Origin of the sequence: Kolteria novifilia (genome assembly GCA_007748055.1) — a bacterium.
GTDB lineage: Bacteria > Planctomycetota > Planctomycetia > Kolteriales > Kolteriaceae > Kolteria > Kolteria novifilia.
The window spans coordinates 3,943,378-3,966,832 of sequence record CP036279.1; the positions used below are offsets into that span (position 1 = coordinate 3,943,378).

28 protein-coding genes are annotated in these 23,455 nt (G+C 60.9%); 16 read left to right on the top strand and 12 right to left on the bottom strand.

Annotated elements, in window-relative coordinates:
• Nucleotides 1–6 precede the first annotated feature (6 nt).
• From Pan216_RS14445 to Pan216_RS14505, 13 genes are all read left to right on the top strand, one after another.
• On the top strand, nucleotides 7–606 hold the full coding sequence (locus Pan216_RS14445) for a head-tail connector protein (RefSeq protein WP_145258724.1): 600 nt from the start codon (nucleotides 7–9) through the stop codon (nucleotides 604–606).
• A gap of 28 nt (nucleotides 607–634) precedes the next feature.
• Nucleotides 635–964 carry a phage head closure protein gene (locus Pan216_RS14450; RefSeq protein WP_145258726.1) on the top strand — a complete coding sequence of 110 codons (330 nt, stop codon included), beginning with the start codon at nucleotides 635–637 and terminating at the stop codon, nucleotides 962–964.
• Complete coding sequence (locus tag Pan216_RS14455; RefSeq protein WP_145258728.1) at nucleotides 964–1,380, top strand: HK97 gp10 family phage protein; 417 nt, start codon at nucleotides 964–966, stop codon at nucleotides 1,378–1,380. The genes Pan216_RS14450 and Pan216_RS14455 overlap by 1 nt, the downstream gene beginning before the upstream one ends.
• Nucleotides 1,377–1,778 (top strand): DUF3168 domain-containing protein, encoded by a 402-nt coding sequence (locus Pan216_RS14460; RefSeq protein WP_145258730.1) that lies wholly within the window; start codon nucleotides 1,377–1,379, stop codon nucleotides 1,776–1,778. The genes Pan216_RS14455 and Pan216_RS14460 overlap by 4 nt, the downstream gene beginning before the upstream one ends.
• Before the next feature lie 24 nt (nucleotides 1,779–1,802).
• On the top strand, nucleotides 1,803–2,222 hold the full coding sequence (locus Pan216_RS14465; RefSeq protein WP_145258732.1) for a phage tail tube protein: 420 nt from the start codon (nucleotides 1,803–1,805) through the stop codon (nucleotides 2,220–2,222).
• Between the two features lie 62 nt (nucleotides 2,223–2,284).
• Nucleotides 2,285–2,656 carry a phage tail assembly chaperone gene (locus Pan216_RS14470; RefSeq protein WP_145258734.1) on the top strand — a complete coding sequence of 124 codons (372 nt, stop codon included), beginning with the start codon at nucleotides 2,285–2,287 and terminating at the stop codon, nucleotides 2,654–2,656.
• A 50-nt stretch (nucleotides 2,657–2,706) separates the two neighbouring features.
• Entirely contained in the window at nucleotides 2,707–2,985 is a 279-nt protein-coding gene (locus Pan216_RS14475; protein ID WP_145258736.1) for a phage tail assembly protein T, read from the top strand.
• Nucleotides 2,986–2,988: 3 nt separating this feature from the next.
• Nucleotides 2,989–5,262 carry a tape measure protein gene (locus Pan216_RS14480; RefSeq protein ID WP_145258738.1) on the top strand — a complete coding sequence of 758 codons (2,274 nt, stop codon included), beginning with the start codon at nucleotides 2,989–2,991 and terminating at the stop codon, nucleotides 5,260–5,262.
• A complete protein-coding gene (locus tag Pan216_RS14485) occupies nucleotides 5,262–6,101 on the top strand; it encodes a hypothetical protein (protein ID WP_145258740.1) in 840 nt (279 codons plus the stop codon). Before Pan216_RS14480 ends, Pan216_RS14485 begins: the two co-directional genes overlap by 1 nt.
• A 14-nt stretch (nucleotides 6,102–6,115) precedes the next feature.
• Complete coding sequence (locus Pan216_RS14490; RefSeq protein ID WP_145258742.1) at nucleotides 6,116–6,628, top strand: hypothetical protein; 513 nt, start codon at nucleotides 6,116–6,118, stop codon at nucleotides 6,626–6,628.
• The gene (locus Pan216_RS14495) at nucleotides 6,625–7,185 is read left to right on the top strand and encodes a hypothetical protein (protein WP_145258743.1); all 561 of its coding nucleotides are present in this window, start codon (nucleotides 6,625–6,627) and stop codon (nucleotides 7,183–7,185) included. Before Pan216_RS14490 ends, Pan216_RS14495 begins: the two co-directional genes overlap by 4 nt.
• Before the next feature lie 95 nt (nucleotides 7,186–7,280).
• Complete coding sequence (locus Pan216_RS14500; protein WP_145258745.1) at nucleotides 7,281–7,832, top strand: hypothetical protein; 552 nt, start codon at nucleotides 7,281–7,283, stop codon at nucleotides 7,830–7,832.
• A gap of 73 nt (nucleotides 7,833–7,905) precedes the next feature.
• Nucleotides 7,906–8,268, top strand: coding sequence for a hypothetical protein (locus Pan216_RS14505; protein ID WP_145258747.1), 363 nt, complete (start codon nucleotides 7,906–7,908; stop codon nucleotides 8,266–8,268).
• A gap of 63 nt (nucleotides 8,269–8,331) precedes the next feature.
• Here Pan216_RS14505 and Pan216_RS14510 read toward each other — a convergent pair whose 3' ends face one another.
• From Pan216_RS14510 to Pan216_RS14565, 12 genes are all read right to left on the bottom strand, one after another.
• Nucleotides 8,332–9,168 carry a DUF2971 domain-containing protein gene (locus Pan216_RS14510; protein ID WP_145258749.1) on the bottom strand — a complete coding sequence of 279 codons (837 nt, stop codon included), beginning with the start codon at nucleotides 9,166–9,168 and terminating at the stop codon, nucleotides 8,332–8,334.
• 93 nt (nucleotides 9,169–9,261) lie between these two features.
• A complete protein-coding gene (locus Pan216_RS14515) occupies nucleotides 9,262–9,579 on the bottom strand; it encodes a hypothetical protein (RefSeq protein ID WP_145258751.1) in 318 nt (105 codons plus the stop codon).
• A gap of 283 nt (nucleotides 9,580–9,862) precedes the next feature.
• Entirely contained in the window at nucleotides 9,863–10,123 is a 261-nt protein-coding gene (locus tag Pan216_RS14520; RefSeq protein WP_145258752.1) for a LexA family protein, read from the bottom strand.
• Between the two features lie 557 nt (nucleotides 10,124–10,680).
• Entirely contained in the window at nucleotides 10,681–11,118 is a 438-nt protein-coding gene (locus Pan216_RS14525; protein ID WP_145258754.1) for a hypothetical protein, read from the bottom strand.
• Between the two features lie 163 nt (nucleotides 11,119–11,281).
• Entirely contained in the window at nucleotides 11,282–12,244 is a 963-nt protein-coding gene (locus Pan216_RS14530) for a DUF1559 domain-containing protein (RefSeq protein ID WP_419192523.1), read from the bottom strand.
• Nucleotides 12,245–12,574: 330 nt separating this feature from the next.
• Complete coding sequence (locus Pan216_RS14535; RefSeq protein ID WP_145258758.1) at nucleotides 12,575–13,543, bottom strand: DUF1559 domain-containing protein; 969 nt, start codon at nucleotides 13,541–13,543, stop codon at nucleotides 12,575–12,577.
• A gap of 508 nt (nucleotides 13,544–14,051) precedes the next feature.
• Entirely contained in the window at nucleotides 14,052–15,137 is a 1,086-nt protein-coding gene (locus Pan216_RS14540) for a dipeptidase (RefSeq protein WP_145258760.1), read from the bottom strand.
• 42 nt (nucleotides 15,138–15,179) lie between these two features.
• On the bottom strand, nucleotides 15,180–16,280 hold the full coding sequence (locus Pan216_RS14545) for an alanine racemase (protein WP_145258762.1): 1,101 nt from the start codon (nucleotides 16,278–16,280) through the stop codon (nucleotides 15,180–15,182).
• Between the two features lie 79 nt (nucleotides 16,281–16,359).
• The gene (locus Pan216_RS14550; protein ID WP_419192524.1) at nucleotides 16,360–16,770 is read right to left on the bottom strand and encodes an ion channel; all 411 of its coding nucleotides are present in this window, start codon (nucleotides 16,768–16,770) and stop codon (nucleotides 16,360–16,362) included.
• A 235-nt stretch (nucleotides 16,771–17,005) separates the two neighbouring features.
• Nucleotides 17,006–17,413, bottom strand: a complete 408-nt coding sequence (locus Pan216_RS14555) for a hypothetical protein (RefSeq protein WP_145258766.1) — start codon at nucleotides 17,411–17,413, stop codon at nucleotides 17,006–17,008.
• A 104-nt stretch (nucleotides 17,414–17,517) separates the two neighbouring features.
• The gene (locus Pan216_RS14560; protein ID WP_419192525.1) at nucleotides 17,518–18,432 is read right to left on the bottom strand and encodes a DUF1559 family PulG-like putative transporter; all 915 of its coding nucleotides are present in this window, start codon (nucleotides 18,430–18,432) and stop codon (nucleotides 17,518–17,520) included.
• Nucleotides 18,433–18,777: 345 nt separating this feature from the next.
• Entirely contained in the window at nucleotides 18,778–19,086 is a 309-nt protein-coding gene (locus Pan216_RS14565) for an SMI1/KNR4 family protein (RefSeq protein WP_419192526.1), read from the bottom strand.
• 525 nt (nucleotides 19,087–19,611) lie between these two features.
• Between Pan216_RS14565 and Pan216_RS14570 the strand changes: the two genes are divergently transcribed.
• The 3 genes from Pan216_RS14570 to Pan216_RS14580 all read left to right on the top strand — a co-directional run bounded on the left by Pan216_RS14570 (nucleotide 19,612) and on the right by Pan216_RS14580 (nucleotide 23,452).
• Entirely contained in the window at nucleotides 19,612–20,799 is a 1,188-nt protein-coding gene (locus Pan216_RS14570) for a hypothetical protein (RefSeq protein WP_145258772.1), read from the top strand.
• A 357-nt stretch (nucleotides 20,800–21,156) separates the two neighbouring features.
• The gene (locus Pan216_RS14575) at nucleotides 21,157–21,465 is read left to right on the top strand and encodes a DUF997 family protein (RefSeq protein WP_145258774.1); all 309 of its coding nucleotides are present in this window, start codon (nucleotides 21,157–21,159) and stop codon (nucleotides 21,463–21,465) included.
• A 10-nt stretch (nucleotides 21,466–21,475) separates the two neighbouring features.
• A complete protein-coding gene (locus tag Pan216_RS14580) occupies nucleotides 21,476–23,452 on the top strand; it encodes a sodium:solute symporter family transporter (protein ID WP_419192527.1) in 1,977 nt (658 codons plus the stop codon).
• Nucleotides 23,453–23,455: the final 3 nt, after the last annotated feature.

Below are 23,455 nucleotides of genomic sequence, written 5' to 3' on the forward strand. Positions count from 1 at the left end.
GGAACCATGAGCGTCAGCGTCGTGACACCGCCGACAGACGAGCCGGTCTGGATCGACGACTTGCGCAAGCATTGTCGGATCCCGATTGACGACACCGACGAGGACGATCTACTCGCGATCTATCTCGGCGCCGCCCGCGATTGGGTCGAGGGGTTCACCCGACGCGCGGTCATGCCCCAAACGCTCAAGCTGACGCTAAAGAGTTTCCCCGTGGAAGAAGGCTGGTATTCGGCGACCGCCCCGATCGAACTCCCCCGGCCCCCCGCGCGGGAGCTCCTGTCGCTCGACTGGTTCGACCAGTCGGGCACGTTGCAGTCGTTCGACGTGGACGACTTGATCGTCCTCACCGATCGCGAGCCGGCGATCGTCGTCCCGGTGCCGGGAGTCTGCTGGCCGGTTGCCCAACCAAGGCCCGACGCGGTCACCCTCACGTGGGACGCCGGCTACGCCTCGGCCGCGGCCGTCCCCGACGGCATCAAGAACGCGTTGCTCTTGGTCGCCGCGTCAAACTACGAACAGCGCGAAGCGACCAGCGACGCCAAACAGACCGAAGTCCCCTACGGCGCCGCCCGTCTCCTCTGGCGTCACCGTTTCGTTCTGCCCTAGGACGCCACCGCAATGAGGGAAACGTGCATTGAGCAAGAACGTCAAGGCCGGCGAGCTACGCCACAAGGCGACCTTCGAACGCAAGACGGAGACGCTGGACGACTACGGCGAGCCGGTCACCACATGGGAGTTCCTCGCCGATCGGCGCGCCAAGCTCACCGCGATCGCGGGCAACGAGTATTGGCTCGCCAGCCAAACCAAGTCGAAGGCGACGCACCGGATCGAATGCCGCCACCTCCCCGGACTCAAGACCGCCGATCGCGTCCGCATCGGCTCGAGGACCTTCGAGATCGAGTCGGCGTTCGACCCCACCAACATCGGGAGACGCTCGCTCATCCTGGCCACGGAGGAGCTGTAGTGTTCGACCTGACGCTGTCCGGCTTGCGCCAGGCCAAGCGGACGTTCGATCGAATCGCCGGCCGCCCCTTCGAACAGATCGTCATTGAGGCGATCTGGCAAAGCGCGATCGTCATCCGCGACGAGGCCCGACGCCAAGCCCCCGAGGACGACGGCGACCTCGCCCGGTCGATCAAACGGCGGCGACTCAAGAAGAAGAGCGGCGAGCTCGCCGCGATCGCGATCCGCGCGGGCACTGCCTACGCCAACGCCGTCGCCGGCGGAACGAAGGAAAGGACCAAACGAAGCGGCGCCTCGACGGGACGGATCGAGGCCAACCCCTTCTTTCAAGCGGCCGTTCGCGTTGCCGGCGACTTGTTCCTCAAGACGTTGGTCGACCTGCTCGCCCGCGAAGTCGTGAGGCTCGCCCGCCGATGAGCGCGACCAAGGCTCTGCGAGCGAAACTCATCGCCGACGCCACGGTGAGCGGCTTGGTCGGCACGCGGATCTACCCGAGCGAGGCCCCCGAAGGCGCGCCCCGGCCCTACGTCGTCTACGAAGTCGAGGACGAGGACCTGGGGGCGCAGCCGAACGACAAGCTGACGCGGATGTCGCTCGAGACGCGATGCGTCGCAGGCAGCTATGGCGAGGCCGAAGAACTCGCCAAGGCCCTCAAGGACGCCCTTCACGGCTTCCGAGGAACGGTCGCCGACGTCTTCTTCGGTGGTGTCTTCCGTCGCTCCAACCGCGACGAGCACACGCCACCGGAACGCTCGCAAGGACGCGGCACCCACGAACGGCATTCCGATTGGGATGTCTGGTATCAGGACTCATGACCCTTCACCGGAAAGGTTCGCCACATGGCTGACATTGGACTAGAGGCCGAGATCGGCCACGGCATCACCATCACGTACGACGAGAACACCTACAACGTCCTGAGCGTCTCCGGACCCGACCAGCAGGCCGACTCCGTCGAGACGACGCACTCGACGTCGGCCAACCGCTGGCGAACCTTCAAGCCGGGACTCAAGGACGGCGGTGAGATCACCTGCGAGGTCAACCTCAAACTCGGCGAGCAGCCCTCCGTTGGTGACGCCAACAAGACGCTCACCGTCAACTTCCCCGCCTTCGAAGGCGAGTCGGCCGGCGGCTCCATCTCGACCGATGCCCACGTCACCGGCTTCTCTCCCGAGGAACCGATCGACGACCGCATGACGGCGACCATCACCTGGAAATGTTCCGGCGAACCGACCATCAACGCCGGCACGCCGGAAGCCTGACCCCGTCCCGGCAACGAAGTGCCCCTCGTTCATCCCAAAACCCAAGCTCAAGGAAACTCACAATGCCAACGCTCACTCGCGACCAGATCCTAGGCGCCGAAGACCTCGCACGCGAGTCGGTCGACGTCCCCGAATGGGGCGGACAGGTCTTCGTCCGCATGATGAGCGGCGAGGAACGCGACGAGTTCGACCAGGCACTTGTCGCCAAAGCGAGCGGCACCAACGCCAACAACCTCAAGGTCGACGTGCGCGAGATGCGCGCCCGCCTCTGCTCCCTGACCATCTGCGATGAGAAAGGGCAGCTACTCTTCAGCCGCGCCGACGTCGCCGCTCTCGGCAAGAAGTCCGGAGCGGCCCTCCAGCGTGTCTTCGACGCCGCCCAGAAACTCAACAAGATCAACGGCGACGCCGTCAAGTCACTGGAAAAAAACTAACCGACCGCCCCGAGCGTCTCTTCCAGTTCCGGCTGGCGGCCCACCTCGGGATGACGCGCCGCCAGCTCTTGCGTTCCCTCGATTCGGCCGAGCTCACCGAGTGGACCGCCTACTGGAACCTGGAACCTTGGGGCGAGGAGAAAGCCGACTACCGAACCGGGCTGCTCGCCTCGGTCATGTGCAACCTCTGGAAGTCCAAGAAGGGCAAAACCTACAAGCCCGAAGACTTCATGCCCAAGACGAAGCGGCGCCGCAACTGGATGACCAACCCCAAGCAAATTTGGGCCTACCTGTGTTCGGCTCTCGGCAAGCCGGACAAGAAGGACTAGGCAATGGCCGACGACTTCGCCACGCTCGCCCTCGGCTTCATCGCTCGAGCTCAAAAGTTCCAGCGACAAGTCACCGGTGCGCGCGACCAGGTCCTCGGTTTCGGCGACGCCGTCGTCAGCACGCGCGACAAGATCGCCACCCTGACAACTCGCGTCGCCCAGTTCTCCGCCGCAATCCTCGGAATTGGGGGCGCCGGCTCACTCGGCTTCGGACTCAAGCTCGCCGCCGACGCCGAGACCGCCGAAGTCGCGTTCACGACGATGACCCAGTCAGGGGAACGAGCTCGCAAGCTGATCAGGGACTTGCAGACCTTCAGCGAGAGTACACCCTTCGAGTTCGGCGACATCCGCGGCGCGGCCAACACGCTGTTAGGTTTCCGAATGGAAGCGGAGAGAATCCCCGACACGCTGCGAAGAATCGGCGACATCGCTGCGGGGACGAACCAACCGATCGGAGAACTTGCCTTGGTGTACGCAAAGGCAAAGAACGCCGGTCGCTTGATGATGGATGATGTGAATGAACTCTCCGCACGGGGCGTCCCGATCATTGCGGAGGTCGCGAAACAGTTCGGCATCGCGGAATCGGAGGTTCGCAAGTTTGTCGAACGGGGACAGGTAAGCTTCGCCAACCTAGAGGAGGCATTCCGCTCCCTCACGGCTGAGGGCGGCATGTTCGCCGGTATGACCGCCGCTCAATCGAAGACCCTCGCGGGGCTCTACTCGACACTACGCGACAAGGTCAAGGGGGTCCTGCGCGACATAGGCACGGCCCTCGTCACCGAGTTCAACTTGAAGGGCGTCCAAGAGGCGATCATCGCCTTCATCAAGGACACCAAGGGCGACTTCCTCATCGTCGTCCAGACCCTCGCCCGAGTCGCCGCGCAACTCCTCTCCGTGCTCACTCCCCTCGTCGTCGCCATGGCGAACCTGACCAAGTGGGTCCTCAAAAACCACATCGCCGTCACCGTCGCCATCGTCGCGGTGACCGCCTTCGTCGCCGCGCTCGTCGCCCTCAAGACCGTCGTCCTCTTTCTCGTGACCCGGGCGGTCGTCGCCTTCGTCGCGCTCAAGATCGCCAGCGTCCTCAGCCAATCGGCCGCCGGCGCCTGGCTCTTGCACAAGGCTCTTCTCTTCCTCGCCCTCGGCTTCAAAAAGGCCGCGATCACCCAGGCCATCTTTTGGGCTCTCTCCGGACCCGCCGGTTGGGCCGTCCTCGCCGCCGCCGCCGGCGTCGCCGTCGCGGCCGTCTGGGGCGTCAGCAAGGCCTACGGCGCCGTCACCGACTCCGCCAAGGAGGCCAACAAGGAAGCGGCGGACCTCGCCAAAAACGCCGTCGCCGCTCCGCTCGAGGTCAAGCAACCACTCCGCGAGGACCAGCTCGAGGCGATCGACCGAGCCCGTCAGCTCTACGACTCCACCCGCACGCCCCTCGAGAAATTCAACCAAGAGCTCGATGTCCTCGACTTCCTCCTCATCAGCGGGCGCGTCTCCCAAGAGACCTACAACCGACGCCTCGCCCAGATGCAGGACCAGCTCGACAGCTCGCGCGGATCCCTCAAGGCCTTTACCAAGCAGCTCGAGCGAGACCTCGCAACCTTCGGCCAATCCGACCTCGATCGCCGCATTTTCGACGCCAAGGCCCTCGGCGCGGATCCCGAGGACATCGCCCGCGTCCGCCAGCTCGGCGCCGAACTCGACCGACTCAAGGAAGCCGCGGATCAACAGGCCGAGCTCCAACGCTTCGCCGAGGGGATCCAGGACGCCCTCACGACGCCGCAAGAGGAGTTCGCCCAGCAAAGCGCCATGCTCGAGCAGGCCCTCACCGCCGGCCTGATCACGCTCGACCAGTTCACCAAGGCGATGAACGACGCAGAAGAGGCCATGAAGGGACAACTCGGACTCGAAACGATGAAGGATCTCGAGAAGCAGGCCGAGCAAATCAAGAGGTCCCTGCAGACGCCCGCCGATCGGCTCGCCGAAGAGCTCCAGCGCATCGACAAGCTTCGCCAACAAGGGATGCTCACCCAGGAGGAAGCCGCCAAGGCGGCCGCGAAGGCCCGCTCCAATACCGATCGCCCGGCGGGACCACTCTCCTACCTCGAGTCCGGAAGCGCTCGTTCGCTGACCATGCAGTTCCAACGACAGTTTGGAAGGAACACCGTCGAGGAGCGGACCGAGAAGAACACCCGCAAAACCGCTGAGCAGATCGAGCAGACCAACAGGAAGCTCGACGAGGAGAGTCAACGTCAGCAACGGATGAAGGTGGCGAAGTTCTGATGGCAGTGATCGCGGTCAATGAACAACGAGCCGAACGACGCGGCCGCGAAGGCGAGCAGGGCGAACGCGAGTACACGCGCGTCTATCTCGTCGAGTCCGACAATCCCGACGACCAAGAACCAGTCATCCTATCTGCGGAAGCGCTCCCCAAACGCGGCGACCTCTTCGCCCCCGACCCCGCCGCGATCTGCAAAACGCGGCTCGCCCAGCCTCATGGAGACGAGGCGACCACCGAACTTTGGCGCGTCACCATTCAGTTCGCAACCGCGACAGGCGACGAGCAAGACAATCCCCTCGAGCGACCCGCCGACATCTCGTGGGACATGGCTCAATTCCGCGAGGACGTTCGGGTCGACGAGGATGGGATCCCGATCCGATCGTCCGCTGGTCAACCCTACGACCCCGCTCCCCAACGGGACCAATCGCGACCGACGCTTCGCATCGTCCGCAACGAGGCCTCCTACTCCGCGTCGCTCCCCGTCGAGTTCTCCGACAGCGTCAACAGCGACTACTTCTTTGGAGCCGCCCCTGGTGTGGCCAAGTGCGCCAAGATCGCCGGCCGCCGTGCGACCGAAGGAGAGCTGACCTATTGGGTCGTGACCTACGAGTTCCACTTCAAACACGACGGCTGGCCTCTGCGACTTGAAGACCAGGGGACCTACGAACTCAAGGACGGCAAACCCAAGCAAATCAAGGACACCGACGGCATCCCGATCACCGAACCGGAGTTCCTAGACGGCAACGGCAACAAACTGCCCGCCGAAGACCCACCAGTCGTTGGCGAGTTCCGCATCTATCGGAGCCGCGCCTTCGCCGTCCTTAACCTCAACAACCTCTAACGGAGACTTCCGCCATGGCTGTCGCATCCACCCACCAAGGCGACCTGCACGTCGTCGGAAAACTCTCCTGCACGACGTTCGACGCGCCCACCAACTCGATCACGAATGACGACGTCAGCGATACGACCAAAATCGACGCCACCAAGCTGGTCCACGAACTGAACCTTCAGCTCACCCAAGCCGACGGAAGCGACGTCGCCAGCGAAACCCGCCTCGTTCATCTCTGCTCGGCGGACGCCACGATCGTCGCCGTCGAAGCCGTCGTCACCACCGCGCCGACCGACGACTACAACCTGTCGATCGACGTCGAGGCCGGCAACCAATCGACCCCGTTCGCCACCGTTCTTTCGGCACCCCTCGCGATCGACAGCGCCGTCGCCGCCCGTGAGGTCGTCGGCGGAACGATCTCGTCCGCGTCCCTCGCCGACAATGACTCGCTCCGGATCGCCGTCACCGCCGCCGGAAGTTCCGGCACCCAGGCCCAGGGGCTCCTCGTCCGCGTCAAGCTTCGCGAGAACGCGACATGAACGACGTCTACGGGTTCGATGAAGAAGGAGTCCAGCGGATCGTTGCCGCCGTCCGCCGCCTCGAGGCCCTCTATCAGGACCTCGACCGCAAGTCCGGTCGCCGGCGAAAAAACGTCCCCTGGCAATACAACCACTTCGAACTCATCGATCCGCTCGGTGATCAATCGGGACAAGCTTCCTGGCTCGAGTTCGACGGCGCCAACTATGTCGACCGTGACCCCGTCGAAGAGAAAGAGATCCACGTCGACTACCTCAAGGGCTACTTCTTTCCCGGCGAACACATCCTCGCCTGGCACGACGGTGCCGCCGACAAGTGGCAAGCGAGCGGACCCGGTCACCACTCGGTTCGCGCCACGCTCACCGAGACGCTCACCTACAACTCGACCGCTGCGGCAACCGTCGTCGGCATCGCCGGTGATCCGGAAATCACCGTCGTCGATAAGGCGCTCAGCGCGGGACAGTCGATCGCTTCCGGAAAGACGATCACCGCCGACTGGATCGATGCGGTGAACCAGTGGCATCTACTTGTCGTTCGCTGCGAGGACGTGACGGGCTAATGGCTGGCGTTGGACCTGGACCCTGTTGTTGCGACTTCGAACCGCCAACGTACAGTTGTTGCGGTGTCGACATCGAGTTGCCCGGCACGATAGTCATGACGACCTGGGGAGACGGCTTCGTCGACTGCGGAGGTATCCCCACCGAGGAGCGACTGTGCTTCCCGGAAGATGGCCCCTACACCTGGCCCCTCCGCGTCCAACTCTATGAATCCGGCACCCCGATCTACGGGGCCAACGCGAACATGGTGAAGTTCTCCGGGGGCTGGTACGCGCTCGATAACCCCAAGTGTGGTGGCGGGTCCTACCCGAACTTCGGTGTTCCCGCCGAGGAGAGGAAGCTCCTTATTCCAGGGGTGAAGCCCCTGTGTAATGCGGTTCAAGGGAAGATCTTCTTCACCTACACCAACAACGGCGAAACCATCGCCGAGACGTCTGGCGAATGCCCGGACCTCATTATGCCCTCGGGAACCTTCCGGGGAGAGCGGTTCCAGTTCGCCGTAACCATTGGACGTAGGATCACGATCAGCCCGCCGGACGGGGATCCCTACCAGGTCGAGTGTGTAGAACATTGTGGGTTTCCGCCCGAAACGGAATGCGGCGGCGGGACAGGGGGCGCAAGCTTTGATGTCGAATTCACGTTCCCGTAAGTGCCCGCGGCGATCGCCGCGACCCAAGAACCTTCTCGCGTGCGACCTACTACCGGGGCTCGAACTTCTCCCGATGTCGCGAACCAACGCCACCTGCAACCAGTGCGTTGAGCACTGGAAGGATGGCAAGCCGCCGACCTCGAACCGTGATACCCCCATCCTCGCGCTGCTCGCGACTGGATCCCTGGAAGGCACCGACCATCACTACGGCGACCTCCAGGGGCTCAGCGACGCACCCGCCAAGGGAAAATGCTTCCATCTCGGAAGACGCGTTGAGGAACCGACCTGCAACTGCCCGCGAAAGCACTGGCACCAGTGCACCTACGCCGAGCCGGCGACGACACAAGCCACGGTGAGAACCATCGAAGGCAAGCAGCTATGGGCAGTCCAGCCCATCGGCTGCGATCGGTGTGAGCAGTGGGAAGCGGACGAGTGACGCCACCTACTTCGTCGGGGCAATGCGAAGCATTCGGACTCGTGTCCCCGCGCCCATGAGCCGCTAGTCGGCACGACTCTTTTTCATGTCTTCGACCCATTTGTAGTCCTCCGGCGACAACTCATGTGGAGGTTCGACCATCTTCGAGCGTTTAACGGACACGACAAGCCCCTTGCTTTTCATGATTGACTCACACAAGCTCTTGAGAGGATCAAACGTTCTCGGGCCAACAACGACTCGCCTAATCAGCTTTGATACATCGCACTCGACCGACAGTCCCTCGCCGTTGATTTGGGAACTTTCTTCTCCATGGATCTGAGTGCTGAAGTCACTCGCCGACGAATCGACATCTTTGCGACAGGTATCGTCCGAATGACAATCCGGCCAGGCGATCACGCGATACTCTTTCTCGTGCTCGTAACTCTTTCGTTTGCGGAGAATCCAATCGAGCTCCCCTCGGTCGAAAAACGGTTTGTTGTGGGTGGCAAAGTCACAGTAGTTGACGCGTCCTCCATTCAAGCGATACTTTGAATCCTCGAGCGAAGTGATCAAGCGGCCCACAGTCGTCTCGATCGCAACCCCCACCGATCCCGAGTAGCGTCTCCACATCGCCTCTGACTCATCACTGCCGAGATACCAGCAACTCACACCGGCAGCCGTCTTCGCAGAGTCGCTTGTCTGCTTGAGGTCGTCGGGAGATAGCTCCATCGCGAGGGCGATTTTGACCTCTTCTTTCGTGAAAGCCCCTTCGTACGGATCGACTTTGGCAAGAGTCTTCAGCGTCGGAAAGAATAGGTGTTGATTGAGAACCAGATCGACGAACTTCGCGAAGTCCATGTATCGCCACAGCGGGGACTCCGTATCAACCTGTCCAAGTCCCTCGACAACTTCCCAAGGCATGAGTTTCCCTCCACGCAAGCCAGGACAGTCCGCGTTTGATCTGAATCGAAGCCGGTCGCGTTTGACTCTCAATCGCGCGACTCTCGAACATGACTATGACTCGATCCAGTACGTGATGACGCCCAGGAGAGCCAGGAGAAGCGTGAAGACAACCAGCAAGACCACGCCGCCGAGACAGCTCTCCATCTCAGGACGTTTTGGTCGACCACCCATTGCATCGGAGACGGCCGCGACAAACATCAGCATCTTGTCGACATCGATTGGTTCCTGATCGCTCTCCTCTTCCACAGTTTCGAAGTCCGCAGGAGCATCGAAGAGAAGTCGGCACGATGGACACCGGACTCGTTTGCCCGGAATCGCCCTTCCCTGATGGCCACATTCCGGACAGGTGATGGGAATTCGATCAGTCACGTCGGAAGGGTCTCACTTCATGTCATGCCAAAGCCAGTCCCAATCGGGCGGGCGGAACGCCCCGTGGTGAAACGAATTCTAATCGAAGCGAGTCGTGATCTCGACTAGGGAAAACCCTAGCGCAAGCCGAAGTCGTTCGGTCATTTGCGGGGATAAGGGCGGGGTTGGTTAGGGATTTCCCCAATGACACCAGCCCGATGGGCGGCAAGATGGGAAGCAGAGCCGAGTCGTTGCTCGGTGGCCATTCCCGCGGTCCTGGCGGCGGCTCGGCTCTGCTATTGAACTAGGCTGCATCCTCCGCCACGAACAGCATCCGCGCCAACCCAGGCACTCGCAAGATCCAGCCCTTCTTTTCGATGCGATCGAGATGGCCGGCAACGGTCGATTGCTGAAGCATCACGCCGTCGGCGATCTCCCGTTGGGTCGGCGCGACGCCTTGGTCGCGGTAGTGGCGTTGGATGAATTCCACGATCTGACGCTGTCGCGCCGTTAGAGTCCGGCGGACAATTCGGGGAGGCGAAGGTTGCTCGCGGGGGCGGGACATCGGCCCGTCTCCGTGTGCGGGAAGTGAAAAAACAACACGGAATCATTGTCGCAGGCTTGGCACTCGAAACCAAGATCGACCGCCGTCGTCACAATACCCCCCCTATCAAAAACCTGACGGCGCGCACGCGTAGCTGCATCGCGATTGACCGGCCAACCCTCCCAGGGATTTGATCCCCCCTCCCCCTCTGACTGGACTGTCGATCCAGAGGTTGCGGGTTCGAGTCCCGTCATCCTCGCTTTTGCAAGTTTTCTGCCCAAACGCTGTGACCCGCCGGGCACTTGCTTACCAACTTCACTTCTGTCGTTCATGATGGCCAAGTCGGGGCCAGTTACCTCTTTTCAGAAGCCCCCACGTCATCTCCTCGCTGATGATGGCCCCTCCCGGACGTCGATCGCCAACGCGAGTGGTCACCCAACCTCGCCACTCAATCGCGACCAGGTCAATTGGTGACATTCTCGGGATCCAATGACCCGTGGCCAGCATCCGCTGACGCCAGGCCGTCACCTAGCGTCCGAACTGATTCATTTGGGACAACGAGGGAACCCGTGAGGCCACTACGAGGAGAGCTTGAAGTCGAACGTCTGACTTGATTGGTCGGGAGAGACTTCGGCATTCAGGCCGGAAGAATCGATGGTGAAGTACTTCTCGGGAATGAGCGGAACTCCCTCCTGCTCCATCGTGGGTTCCCGCTGCCAGGCTTGAATCGAGACCTTGAACCGCCCTGGCACGACGCCGTGGGCGTTTTGAAACGTCATCAAGCTGTAGGAACCGTCGGGCTGGATGTGTCCAACCGCGTTGAGATTTGGCTCGACATCCGGCTCTGGAAAGAAGGTGATCACCCCGACGGGGACCGGTTTGCCGTCGATCGTGATCATTCCGGTGACCTTCACGGTCTTGGGCAAGTCGCCTCCGCTGCCACATCCCGAGCCCAGCACCACGCACAGCCCCACGAAGCATGTCAGCGCTACTCGCCAACGAATTCGTCCGATCATGTTCTAACTCCTTTCTCGGAAGCTTGATCTCCGAGGAGGCCCAACGTTCCGTCGTTCCGCATCGCCATAGGCATGGACGGGTACCTCGAGTTCAAGGAGCCAAGCGAGTTTCTCGCGGAGCCTCCTGCGTGGAGCCAGTCCTGACGAGGCCGACCTTCGACGATCAGCGTCCGGCGACCACCCGACCATCCGCCTTGTCTCCAAACGCGGTATAGACGGTAAATGCGACGGCGTCGCTGATAAAGATCACCGATCCATCGCAAAAGAGAAAGTTGGCTCCCCCCGGATGCTTGCTCGAAAACCCGCCGTTGGGGTTCCACTGCGTCGGGACGGTCGGGCGGCGACTGGGACTGTTGAGCCGTTGACCGGTGTACGCGACGGGAAAATTCCGCTCAAACGCGGCTCCCAGGAATGTCTCTTCGGCGTTTCGCTCTCCCGCGAGAAACGTTTTCGACAGTCCGTCGGTGATAGCGTTGACCGAAACGCTGTAAGGGACGCGATTGGCAATACCTGGTGTGCGATGCCAGAACTCGGGGAGTTCCGGTCGCCACGAACGCTCGTCGGGTGACAGCCGTTCGCTGATGCAATGATTGGTCGCATCGGCGGCGATTGGACAATCGATCGTGGCGAAATCGGGGCGAATGCTGCCGGCGCTAAGCGGGTAGTAGAGCCCTTGGATTCGATCGCCCGCCGCCCAGGATGCCGAGTACCAATCTCCGGAGATCGGTCGCAAGCTGTCGCTGAACGGATTGGTGGGACACGCATAGGCAGAAAAATGTCGATCAAGCAGGACCGCTTTGTTCGAGGCGTGATTGTAGGCTCGGTCGAAGTTGATCCGATCGTAGACCGACTGCTGATCGAGGTTCGGCAAGATCAGTTCGGTCCATGGATGCACCCGTCTGGAAGTGGTGTGGCTTCCGTAGGGAAAGACACCGTGGCCCTCTTCATAGTTTAATAGCGCAATTCCAAGTTGCTTGAGCCTGTTGGAACAGTCCAACCGCCTGGCGGCTTCCCGCGCTTGCTGAATGGCGGGCAAGAGCAGCGCCACCAGAATGCCGATGATGGCGATAACCACCAGAAGTTCCACCAGGGTGAACGCGCGACGTATCGACCTGAACTCACTCATTTCCATCCTCCCTCGCGATCGTTGCTTGGGTTGAACCTGGCCGCCCCGCTCCATCGAGAGTCTAGGCAGCAAGTGGCTGCTTGCGAGTTAGTCTCGATTGGCAAGTCCGTTCCATGAAACTTCGTTCTCCAATCGTGCGGGAGTGTGCTGAATTGGAGGCGTTTCCAGCAAGCCCACGGCCAGCGTGGGCATGGCACCCAAGAGGTATTGGGGTAATCAGGCAACTAGCGCACTGTCAAGACCTGGCTTTCGAGTGCCACTGGCTGATTGCCGGCCAGCGAGAAGGAGTTGCATAACCGTCGACCCGAACTTGGACGTCTGACAGGACGCTCAGAACCCCGGCGTCAAGCGACCGTCGCCCTTGTCGCCAAGGGCCGTGTAAACCGGGAAGTCGATCGAGTCGCTGACGAAGACGACCGACCCGTCGCACATGACGAAGTTGCCGCCACCGGGATGGTGACTGGAGAAACCTCCATTGGCTTTATAAGAGCTGGGCGAGTTGGCGATCCGACTCGGACTGTTGAGCCGTTGGCCGGTGAACGCGATTGGAAAGTTCTCCGTGAACGCGGCGCCCCATCGGAGATTCTCCGCGTTGCGTTCACCCGCCATGAACGTGGACTTGGTCCCATCGGTGATGTCGACTAAGCGAGCGCCGTACGGAGTGCGATTGGCGATCCCTGGCGTTTGTCTCCAATAGGGCTGATACGAAGCGGCGTTCTGCCACGACATGTGTGATGAGACTTCCGTGATACAGTGTCGTGTCGCGCTCCCGCCGACAGTGCAATCGGGTGTGCCCGACCCATCGGGCCGAATGCTTCCCGCGCAAAGCGGATAGCCAAGCCCTTGGATCGATTCCCCCGCGTTCCACCGATCCCAGTCGCCACTGAGCGGTCGCAGCGAGGAGGAATAGGGATTGCTCGGACAGGCGAACGCGGGAAAGGCTTGATTGAGAAAGACCGTTCGGTTGGTGCCCGAGTTGTACTGAATGCTGAAGTTGATCCGATCGTGGACCGACTGCATGTCCAAAAATGGCATGAGCAGTTCCGTCCAACAATGACGTGAACTGCCCGTGTTGTAGGAGTGCCCCATGGGAAACGTGTTGTGGCTGTCGTGATAGTTGTGCATCGCGACGCCGAGTTGCTTGAGTTTGTTCACGCACGTCATCCGCCGAGCGGCTTCGCGGGCTTGCTGAACAGCGGGCAACAGCAGAGCCACCAGCACGCCGATGATGGCGATGACGACCAACAACTCGACGAGCGTGAACGCCGACGGTCGACGACGCGAAAAACAAACGAACATGATGACGAGTTCCCCCTTCAAGACGCCCAACAATTCGTCGAAGCGCAGCCCCGCGCTTCGCTGGACGAGAGATGCTGGCTATTCAGGGATCACGACATAACGCCGCGTCCTCGAGGTGGCGGCTCAAGTACCACGCATCAAGCATGCGCCAACGCGACATCCGCCTCATCGACGATGAACGATGAGATCCCGCGCGATGTCAGTGCTGTTGATGGCCTCGCTTACAGTCCTCGAAGATCCCGAGGCAGCCGAAAGAGCAGTGCTAGCTGGCAGACCACTTGGAAAGGTCAGGGAGAAGGGTGGGACGACAAGCCGCCGACCATCACACGCGTTCCTGAGTTCTAGTAAGTCGTCTCTTCTCGATCGAGAAGGAACCAGGCCGAGCACAGTCCCTCTTGATAAGACGGGTAGCTCAATGGCCCACTATCCATCTCTCCCATCCGGGAGTCAAGCACGAATACCATCGAACTCACTTGGCGCGTGATCGAAGCCGCGCGACGACGGCCCATCACGCGGGCAGGGAACGACCGAGCAACCGGAGCCAGTTGCCGTGAAAGATCGCCGCGATGTCCTCGGCCGAGTAGCCTCGCCGAGAGAGAATCCCTTCGAGCTGTTGCAAATCGGCGATGGTGTCCAATTCGTGAGGTGTCTGCTCAGTTCCGAACCCGCCGTCGAGGTCGCTGCCGATCGCCACGTGACGCGCCGACCCGGCGAGTTGGCAGATGTGGTCGAGGTGATCGACCGCGGCCTCGATCGAAACGGCTTCGGGTGATGTCTCGCCGATGATCCATCCCGGGGACATCATCCAGGCGTCGAAGGGTGCCCCGATCACGCCGTCGCGCTGGACGATCGCCTTGATCTGATCGTCCGCCAACTGACGGTCCCCTGGCACCAGGGCTCGGCAGTTGTGATGACTCGCCAGCACCGAGCCTCCAAAGAGATCGAGCGCCTCCCAGAAACTCTCGTCGCAAAGATGCGTCACGTCGAACAACATCCCGAGCAGGTCCATCTCCTTGAGCAATGCCCTACCCGCCTCGGTGAGTGGCCCCGAACAGCCGGTGCCGAAGGCGTGTTGGCTCGGCCCATAGTGGGCGAGCCCCGCGGCCCGCAGACCGTCCTCCCACCATGCTTGCGCTTGATCGGGAGTCACGATCGGGTCGGTTCCCTCGGTGCTGATGATCGCGCCCAACGGCGTCGAGGGATTCTCGTTCCACCGCCGCCAATGCTCCTCGAGATCGCTCGCGGTGAGAAGGATCCTCAAGTGCCCCTGCTCTTCGAGCAACCGATAGTACGCGAGCTGCCCCTTGGCGACCGCATACGCGCTCGTGGGGCTCGCGTAGTCGAGATCGGTGCGTCGAAAACCCTCCGAAGCACGGCGAAAGCTCGGCCCACCCCGGGCAAGCAACGTCACGATCGCGACGCCGATCCCAGCCCGTCGAAGTGCCGCGAGACTCGTCGTGACTCGCCCGCGACTCGGATGGTCGGCCATCCCCTGTTCGCGTTGGCGAATCTCCTCGACCTCGAGCGTCAAGTCGCGATCGAAGTAGATCGAATTCCAAGCCAAGTCCAAGTGAGCATCGATCATGGGAACCATGGGTGGGCCTCGAAAAGAAAGGATTCGTGGGAAGGCGGTCGCTCAAACGACCATGCCTCGCGCCTCGACGGGGACTCGCTCGGGGGGATGCCCCTCGTCGCACCACCAGATGGCATCCTGGAGGTTGACACATGGGCAGATGTGGTTGGGGATGATCGTCACTCGCTCACCCACCTTGGGCACATCGGAAGACTTGCCAACGTCGACTTGGCCGTGCTCCTCACTGAGTTTGGCGATCTTCGCGTCGGGATACTCGACGATCAGCCCGTGGCCACTCTCGGGCGCCGGACCGCAGCGGTCACTGGTGAGGACCTTGCTGCCGGCATCGATCACGACCTGTCCCGGCACGGCGGTGCTGACGACCGTCGCGTGGACTCGGGCGGCACAGTCGTCGATCGAGGCGTAGCCGCCGTGCACGCCGTTCATGTCTTGGAAGATGTACGTCCCCGGGCGGATCTCGGTTTGGTGCTTAATTAGGTGCGAGTCGAGGGCGGTCGGCGAGGTCCCGCCGGAGATGATTCGCGCCTCCAGCCCGTTCTTTCTCCAGCCCTCGACGGTCTCTTCTAGAATCGCGTCGACACCGCGCAGAGCCCCGACATAGGCCTCCTCGGCCATCTCCTTGCGAGCGAGATGCCCCGGATAAAACATGATCCCGTCGAGCCGAACGCCCTTGGTCCGCTCGACGAGTTGGGCGATCGCCAACGCCTCCTCGGCACTCTGTACCCCGGTGCGATGGAAGCCGACATCGCGATCGACGAGAATCCCGATCTCGCCGCCGACCGCCTGGGCCGCGTGAGCCATGACCTCGGCCGCCAACGTTGAATCGAGCGCGACGCGAACGGTCACCTTCCCGGCCAATTCGGCGATCCGCTGGGCGCGATGTTCGTCGACAATCGGATACGCCAGCAGGAGGTCGTCGGCGACCTCCGCCATGATCGCCGCTTCGCCCGCTTTCGCGACCGTCAGTCCGATCGCCCCCGCATCGCGTTGCATCTGGCCGAGTTTCGTCGACTTGTGTGTCTTTGAATGAGGTCGCAGCCCTAGTTGGTGCTCGGCGGTGTAACGGGCCATGGCGTCGATGTTTCGTCGGACGATCACCGCGTCGAGGACGAGGGAGGGAGTGGGGATGGAGGGTGTCATCATGCTGATGATGATAGCGGCTACCGCTTCCACCGCAACGGGGGCGTCGCCATTTCCCGAGAGACTTTCGCGGGAACGTTCCCTACTCGCCTTGCCGGGAACGCCGATGCCGTTCGGTCAGGAACTGATGGATGAATGCCCAGGTGAACGCGGTCGACCATCCAAAGAGGAGAATGCCGACGCATCCCTCGATCGCGCCGACGAGCTGCCATTGACGAGGGAGAACCACGTCGCCGAAACCGGTGGTCGTGTACGCGGTGAACGAATAGTAGAGTGAGGTCTTGAAGTCGTCGAAACAGTCGACGTAGTCGTAGAAGAACGCCCAGAGGGTGATCTCGATGACGTGCAGTGCCAGGATGACGAGGAAGAGCGAAATCAGCAGCGCCAGGTTGTGCAGCTTGCTCATCCGCTCGAGCCGTTCGGGCACCACGCGTTCGAGCCAGGTGAAGATCACCATCGACCCGCCCGCATGCACGGCCACACTCGCACTCATCAACGTTGTTGACGCCACGATTTCCTGAAGCATGCCCCCCGCCATCTCGACCGGCCCGCTCGATCGAACTCCATCTCCGCCAGCCATCGACGGTGAAGGCGGCGAAGAGTCGAAGAGGTGGGCGGTGAGAGGATAGGGATAGCGAACCCTGCCCCCAGAACCAAACCTCGCGGGATCAACGATGGGCGTAGGGAGCGCCAAACACAAGGATGGCTCCCGTCCTCCGACGCGCGGCTCAGTCCTTCAACTCATAGGTGAGCGTGTTGCCCCTTGAAGAGGAGAGGTCCGCTTCGAGCCCCGAGGTGTCGGGATTGCCGTACTTCTCCGGAATGAGCGAGGTGCTGCTGAAGGGGTCGTTCGGGTCTTCCTTCGTCGACTCCACAACGACCCGATGATGGCCCGGAAGGGCACCATCTCCTTGGCGAAACGTCGTGACGCCGAGAATTTCGCCACCCTTGATCGTGCCGTAGGCGGCTCGCCCCTTGTCGGGATGAAAGGTGATCACGCCCACCGCCAACGGTTCTCCCTTGTAGTGGACGCTGCCACTGACGGGATAGGTTGTCGGGTGAGCGGTCCCGCCACACGCGGGAACCAAGAGCACGAGCGAGACGAACAAGAGCGGTCGACGGGCAGAAGTGTTCACGTCAATTCCTTGTTAGGGTCATGGGAAAGCTCGTTCCCCGTCGAGCCTTCGTCGTCGGACATGCCAGAAGCCAAACCTCTGTGGAACGATGACCGAACTCGCGGTCACAGTTCGACGATCTCTCCCTCCGACCGCGAAGAGAGTGCCCGATAGGCCGCGCCGTCCATCGCCTCATTGAGGAACCGCACCGCTCCATCGCCGAAGAGAAAGTTGGCCCCTCCCAAATGATGGCTCCGGAAGATGATGCACTGCCCGGGAGTGAGGACGTTCTCTTGATTGCTCGCCGACTGGGCAATGGCGTTGAAGGTGTTGACCGGGTGGGCCGTCGTTGCCCAACTTTGATGTCCCCAGTTGTGCCAGCCGCACCAAAACCCGACGACTTCACCCACGAAGATCGTCTTGGAGAGTCCATCGGTGACTTCACGGGGCCGAGCGCTGAATCCACATCGTCCCATCACGCCGCGCGTCCAGGAGGCGGCGGTCGCGGAAGGATAGCTGGCGTTTCGCTGCCCATAAGGGGGCTGTTCCCCCTCCCCTTGAGGCGCTCCGTTGAGGTGATCGCCGACGCTGCCGGCGTAGTTGGTTTGCGCAATCTTTAGGTCGGCCGTCACTTCGGCTCCAAACCCGACGACCCCACCCAGCGGATCGGAGGGACAGATCGCCGCCCCGAGCGGCCGCTGGATCGCGGCCAGGTTCGGGGCCACGACGCCGCTGCGTTCCATGTTCATCCGATCGTAGATGGCTTGTTGATCGATGTAGGGAAGGAGATGAACCATCCAGCTTCGGTTGGTCACTCCCTGCCCCGAATCCATGAAGGTCGACTGCACCGGGAGGATGCCGTTGGTGTCCGCGTAGTTGGCGAGCGCGACGCCCCACTGTTTCATCTTGTTGACACAAAGGGAACGACGCGCGGACTCGCGCGCCTGTTGCACCGCGGGAAGCAACAGCGCGACCAAGACACCGATAATGGCGATCACGACGAGAAGTTCGACCAAGGTAAAAGCGCGACGACGATGCATGGGGGGCCCCTCCCAGAAGTTGGAAAAACGGTTCCGGATCTGCTCGTCACCCCCGGTTGCGAACTCTAACGCGAGGTGCGGCCGATCGCAATGGTTTTCAGGGAGTGATGGAGAGAGAGGTTGGTGGCGCGTCGAGATCGCGACGTGCTTGGTTGGCCCCCCATGATCGTTGGAGGGGAAGTGCGCCACGCGATCAGGCGGCCCAGATGGCTCGTCAATCCAGGTAGGCGAAGGACACGACCAGAGAGTTGAACGGGTCGCTGCCGTTCCTTCTATGGCTAGCAGCCCGTTGATCTGTTCGCTGCCGACTCGTTCTCGCATTGGCCCGCTTGAATCAACGGACTGCTACTCATCCGGTACCCATTGCAGCGACTCCATGAACTCCGTGAAAGAGTTCGCCACCCAATAGCACTTCTCCTGCCACTCGAGCGGGCTGTCGTGCAGGATGACGTAGATGTTGCCGTAGTCCTCGTCCGCGCACGAGAGACAGAACTTGTCACCGAGCCAGGTCATCGCAAAAGCAACCATTTGAGGAGGGGCGTACCATTTGGTCGCCTCGAGGTTCCAGTCGAGGTCGTAGGGCGAAGAAGGGGCAGGAGGCTTATCAATCCCAAAGAACTTGCGCACTTCCCATCCGTCCACGTCTCCGTTCACCGAGAGTTCGACCGATTCCCCTTCCCCTTCATCATCGGGGCTGCCTCAATTGACATTGAGAAGGAATTCCTCGTAGTCGCAGGAAAGTGGAGAATCCTCCTCCGTTTGAAGTCGTCCACGGCTGCTTGTGTCGGCAACGGGCCCGTCTCTTTGAGTTTGACCTGCAGTTTCATCGGAACAATTCTCCCGATTTCAAGCGGAGACGACGGCCCCGCCTTTCTTGGTCGTACCACGTGCATGTGGCCATGCATTCACAGTTCCCGCAGTTTCGCCGAATGGGATCTTCCGTCGTTCCCTCCAACCAATCGCCAGATACTCGTCAAGACATATGATGGTGTTATCCCGAAATGCGCAAGTTCACTTTTTTCCTCGGCATCAATAATCTTGGGGACGACAACACAAACACACGGGTAAGCGCTGGCTCGCTTCGCCGAAAATCGGCGAGAGCACTCCAGTGTTCCGTCTCAAGCATCGGCTCTGGCCGTGAAAACAATCAAGGACACTTGCCGAAGGTTCGCACACCCAATGAGTCTACTAGAATACATTCGAGCGGCAGCGCGTGCGGAATGCAAAGCGGAGAGCGAGTACTTTGAAGCAGAGTTTCGTTTGCTTTGCAGCGGCACGCTCTACCCAGATGGGATTGACGGAGATTGGACCAAGAGCGACGGCGCGCGTCTCTTGCTCGTCGACCCATTCCAGCTGATCATCGCAAGCCAACCACTGAATTCGTTCCCCCAAGAGATTGCTCTACGTTTTAAATGGTGTCTAGAAACAACAATTGCAGGCAGTACGTGTTCGGATTCGTTGCAAACGAAAGATATTGCGGGAGACATCGCTGCTCTTATGACGCTTCTATGTAGGCGACTGGTCACAGTGGGCAGCGAGGTTCGGAGACGCTATTATGGCTTAGAGCAGGAAAACCCCTTACATGACTTCCCATTCCCGCTAGTCAACGCCGAACGACCGGCTCAATGGACACCACGCCCTATTGAAATACACACTTCGCAAAATGGACACTGGGTCAGCGCCCATGACTCTCAACCCGTAGGGTTTAGCCGACACTCAATCAGAAGCATTCTGAGACACCTTCCAGAACTCCCTTCAGGAAAAGATGTCCTACGTGCAGCTCATAGGTATTCTCTAGCAATGGAATTGATTGAGCGAGAACCCGAGATTGCTTACCAACTCCTTGTGTCGGCGGTTGAGACAATCGCTGGTTCCGTACTCAAGGATTGTTCACCGAGCACCGAAGAGCAGCTTAAAAGCAAGAACAATCTGCTCAAGGCGATCGAGGATACTGGGGTTTGCGAAGAAGACGCTCAACGGATTGTCCTCCAAGACAAAAGCAATTCATGGTCCCGATGGAAGTTCAGAAAGTTCCTTGCCACCTTCGTAGCGGAGGATGAAATTGAAGCCAACGATGACTTGTTCACTGCACCTCTGAAGTACCTTCCCAAGAAGGCTGACTTCAAAGGTGCTATCAACGACATCTACTCCAAGCGGAGCGGTGCCAGTCATTCGGGAGTTCCTCTTCCTCCCAGTGCAACAATAGGCATATGCCCAGCAATACCCAACGAAGTCATTGAAACGGTTACCCGGGGAGAGAAGGTGTTCCCACCAATTGTTTGGTTTGAGCGAATCGTGAACACTGCCATTCGAAACTGTTTGGGACGAATGATTGTCCCAACGAATAGTAGTCCGTCTGTCGAATGACTTCGTTCGCCGAGATGACCAGATCCTTCTCCAATCCAGGCGAGTGATCCTGAGGATCGCTCGCGACGAGGACTTGGACAACCCTGTCAGCGCGCCAATTGGACCAACCGGACCTCGGGACTCTTGTGGCTTCGCCACTCAGGTTGACGAGCAACCTGTGCCAGCCTTCAGAACCTACCCAAACTCACCAGCCACGACGACTCCAATGGCGTTCTCAACCAGATGACGCTCGATGCTTTTCGGCCGATGTCACGTGACATGAAGGGACAAACGAGGACGCGCGGAGAGGTTTCTCCATGCAACCGGGGGCGTACTTGACTAGGATGGGGGTCGCACGAAACCGTTGAGGTGACGACCATGAGCGAGTTGGCCGCGACATCCTCGGAGTACCACAGTTCCCGCCGGGAAGCGATCGTCGCCCTGGTCGTCTGGGGCGTGTGTCTGATTTGGTGTGTCGGGGTCTGTGTCACGCTTGGCTACCATCGGCCCGCCGAGGAGATCTCGCTGGTGATCGGCATCCCCGCGTGGGTCTTCTGGGGCGTGCTGATGCCCTGGATCGCGGCAACGCTCTTCTCGATCGGCTTCGGCCTCTTCGGCATGTGCGACGTCGACGATGCCCCCGAACCCGACGCCTCCTCCCCCACCGACCGTCACGACCACCCATGAGCACCGCTACATGTTTCATCGCGTTCTCGCGGCCCAGGGACTAGCCAACGGCAGCGTCCTCGAGTCAAAAGCCGCCCTAGTCACGTTCCTGATCTACTCGGTCATCGTCTTTCTGCTGGCGATCCTCGCCAATCGCATGCAGCAGAGCCGGAGCTTCCTGAAGGAGTATTTCCTCGGGAGCCGAGGTCTGGGAACCGTCGCGATCTCGTTCTCCTTCGCGGCGACCGCGGCATCGGCCGGCACCTTCGCGGGCTTTCCCGCCCTGATCTACACTCACGGCTGGATCCTCGCCCTGTGGATCGCAAGTTACATGGCCTTCGCGATTTGCGGGTTAGGGCTTCTCGGCAAACGACTCAACGCCGTCGCCCGGCGAACCGGCTCGATCACCGTTCCCGAGGTCCTCCGCGAACGCTTCAACAGCCCGATGCTCGCCGTGATGTCGACCGGGTTGATGGCGACGCTGCTGATCTTCTACATGGTGCCGCAATTCAAGGTCTCGGCGATCATTCTGCAGAAGCTCATCGGCGACGTCCCCGGCTTTCGCTACAGCGCCACATTGGTCGAAAACCTGACCAATTCCGTCACGTTTCTGTCCGATGTGAACCCGGAATACCTCCTTTCGCTCCTGTTTTTCTCCGTTTTGGTCATTCTTTACACCGCTTTCGGCGGATTTCGCGCCGTCGTCTGGACCGATGTCCTCCAAGGCTTCGTCATGGTCGGAGGCGTCCTCTTGATGCTCGGCCTGACGATCTGGCAAGTCGGCGGGTTGACGGCTGGCACCACCAAGATGGCCGTGATGACACCTCCCAAGCTGGGCGAGGCGGTGATTCGAAGCATTCCCCCCGCGCCGGAAACGGGTATCCGCGTCCCTTCCGATACCTGGGTGACGCTCGAATCCGACGACAAGTTGACGCGGCTCTTTCGAACAAACCAGTTGGCGATCATCCTGCCCGAAAAAGAGACCTCCAATCTGATCAAGATTGTCGAGATCACCACGCCCGAGGAGATCGAACGCGTCCTCGCAAGTTTCCCAGAGACCGCCCCCCCGACACTTCCCGTCGGGCTTTCCCTCGACATCGACGACGAGGACCTACGCGAGTACCGCTACGGAGCGGGCAAACGCGGCGTCTACGTGAGCGGTCCCGGGCCGAGCCCCAGCAGCGAGGAAGGCTTTCTCACGATCGGTTTGGCCATCTCTTTCTTCTTGATCTGGGCGATTTCGGGAACGGCTCAGCCCGCCAATATGGTTCGCTTGATCGCCGCGGGTGGATCCAAGACCATCCGGCGCAGCATGGCGGTGGTCGCGGTCTACTTCCTGTTGATCTATCCACCGCTTGTGGTGATCTTCTGCTACGCCCGCGTCCTCGTACCAGGCCTCGATCAGGATCCGGACCGAATCATGACGGAGATGACCTTTCATCTGTCACACGCGGCCGGGCTCCCTTGGCTCGCGGGCCTACTGGTCGCGGCCCCCTTCGCCGCCGTGATGTCGTCGGTCGACAGCTTCCTGTTGATGATTTCCTCATCGTTCGTGCGAGACATCTATCAGCGGAACTTCGACCCGGACGCCTCCGACAAGAGGGTGAAGCGGTTGAGCTACGCGTGCACCCTGCTCATTGGTTCCGCGGTGATGGTCGCGTCGATCAAACCGCCGCAGTTTTTGCAGTACTTGATCGTCTTCGCGGGCGGGGCGCTCGGTGTGACATTCTTGGTGCCGATGACGTTTGCTCTCTTTTGGCGAAGAGCCAATCGTCAGGGCGCGTTGGCGGCGATGTTGGGAGGTGTGGCGGTCTACTTGATGTTCTATCTGGTCGGATTCGCGATGTACGAGCAAGCCAAGGCGTGGCGTCCGGGAGGACTCGACCCTCTCTTCTGGGGGCTGGCGGCGTCACTAGTCTTTGGAGTGGTCGTTTCGCTGCTGACGCCACCACCACCGGCGGAGTTAGTGAGTCGCTACTTTGGCGATGCCGAGGCGACATCTGGTTAGCGT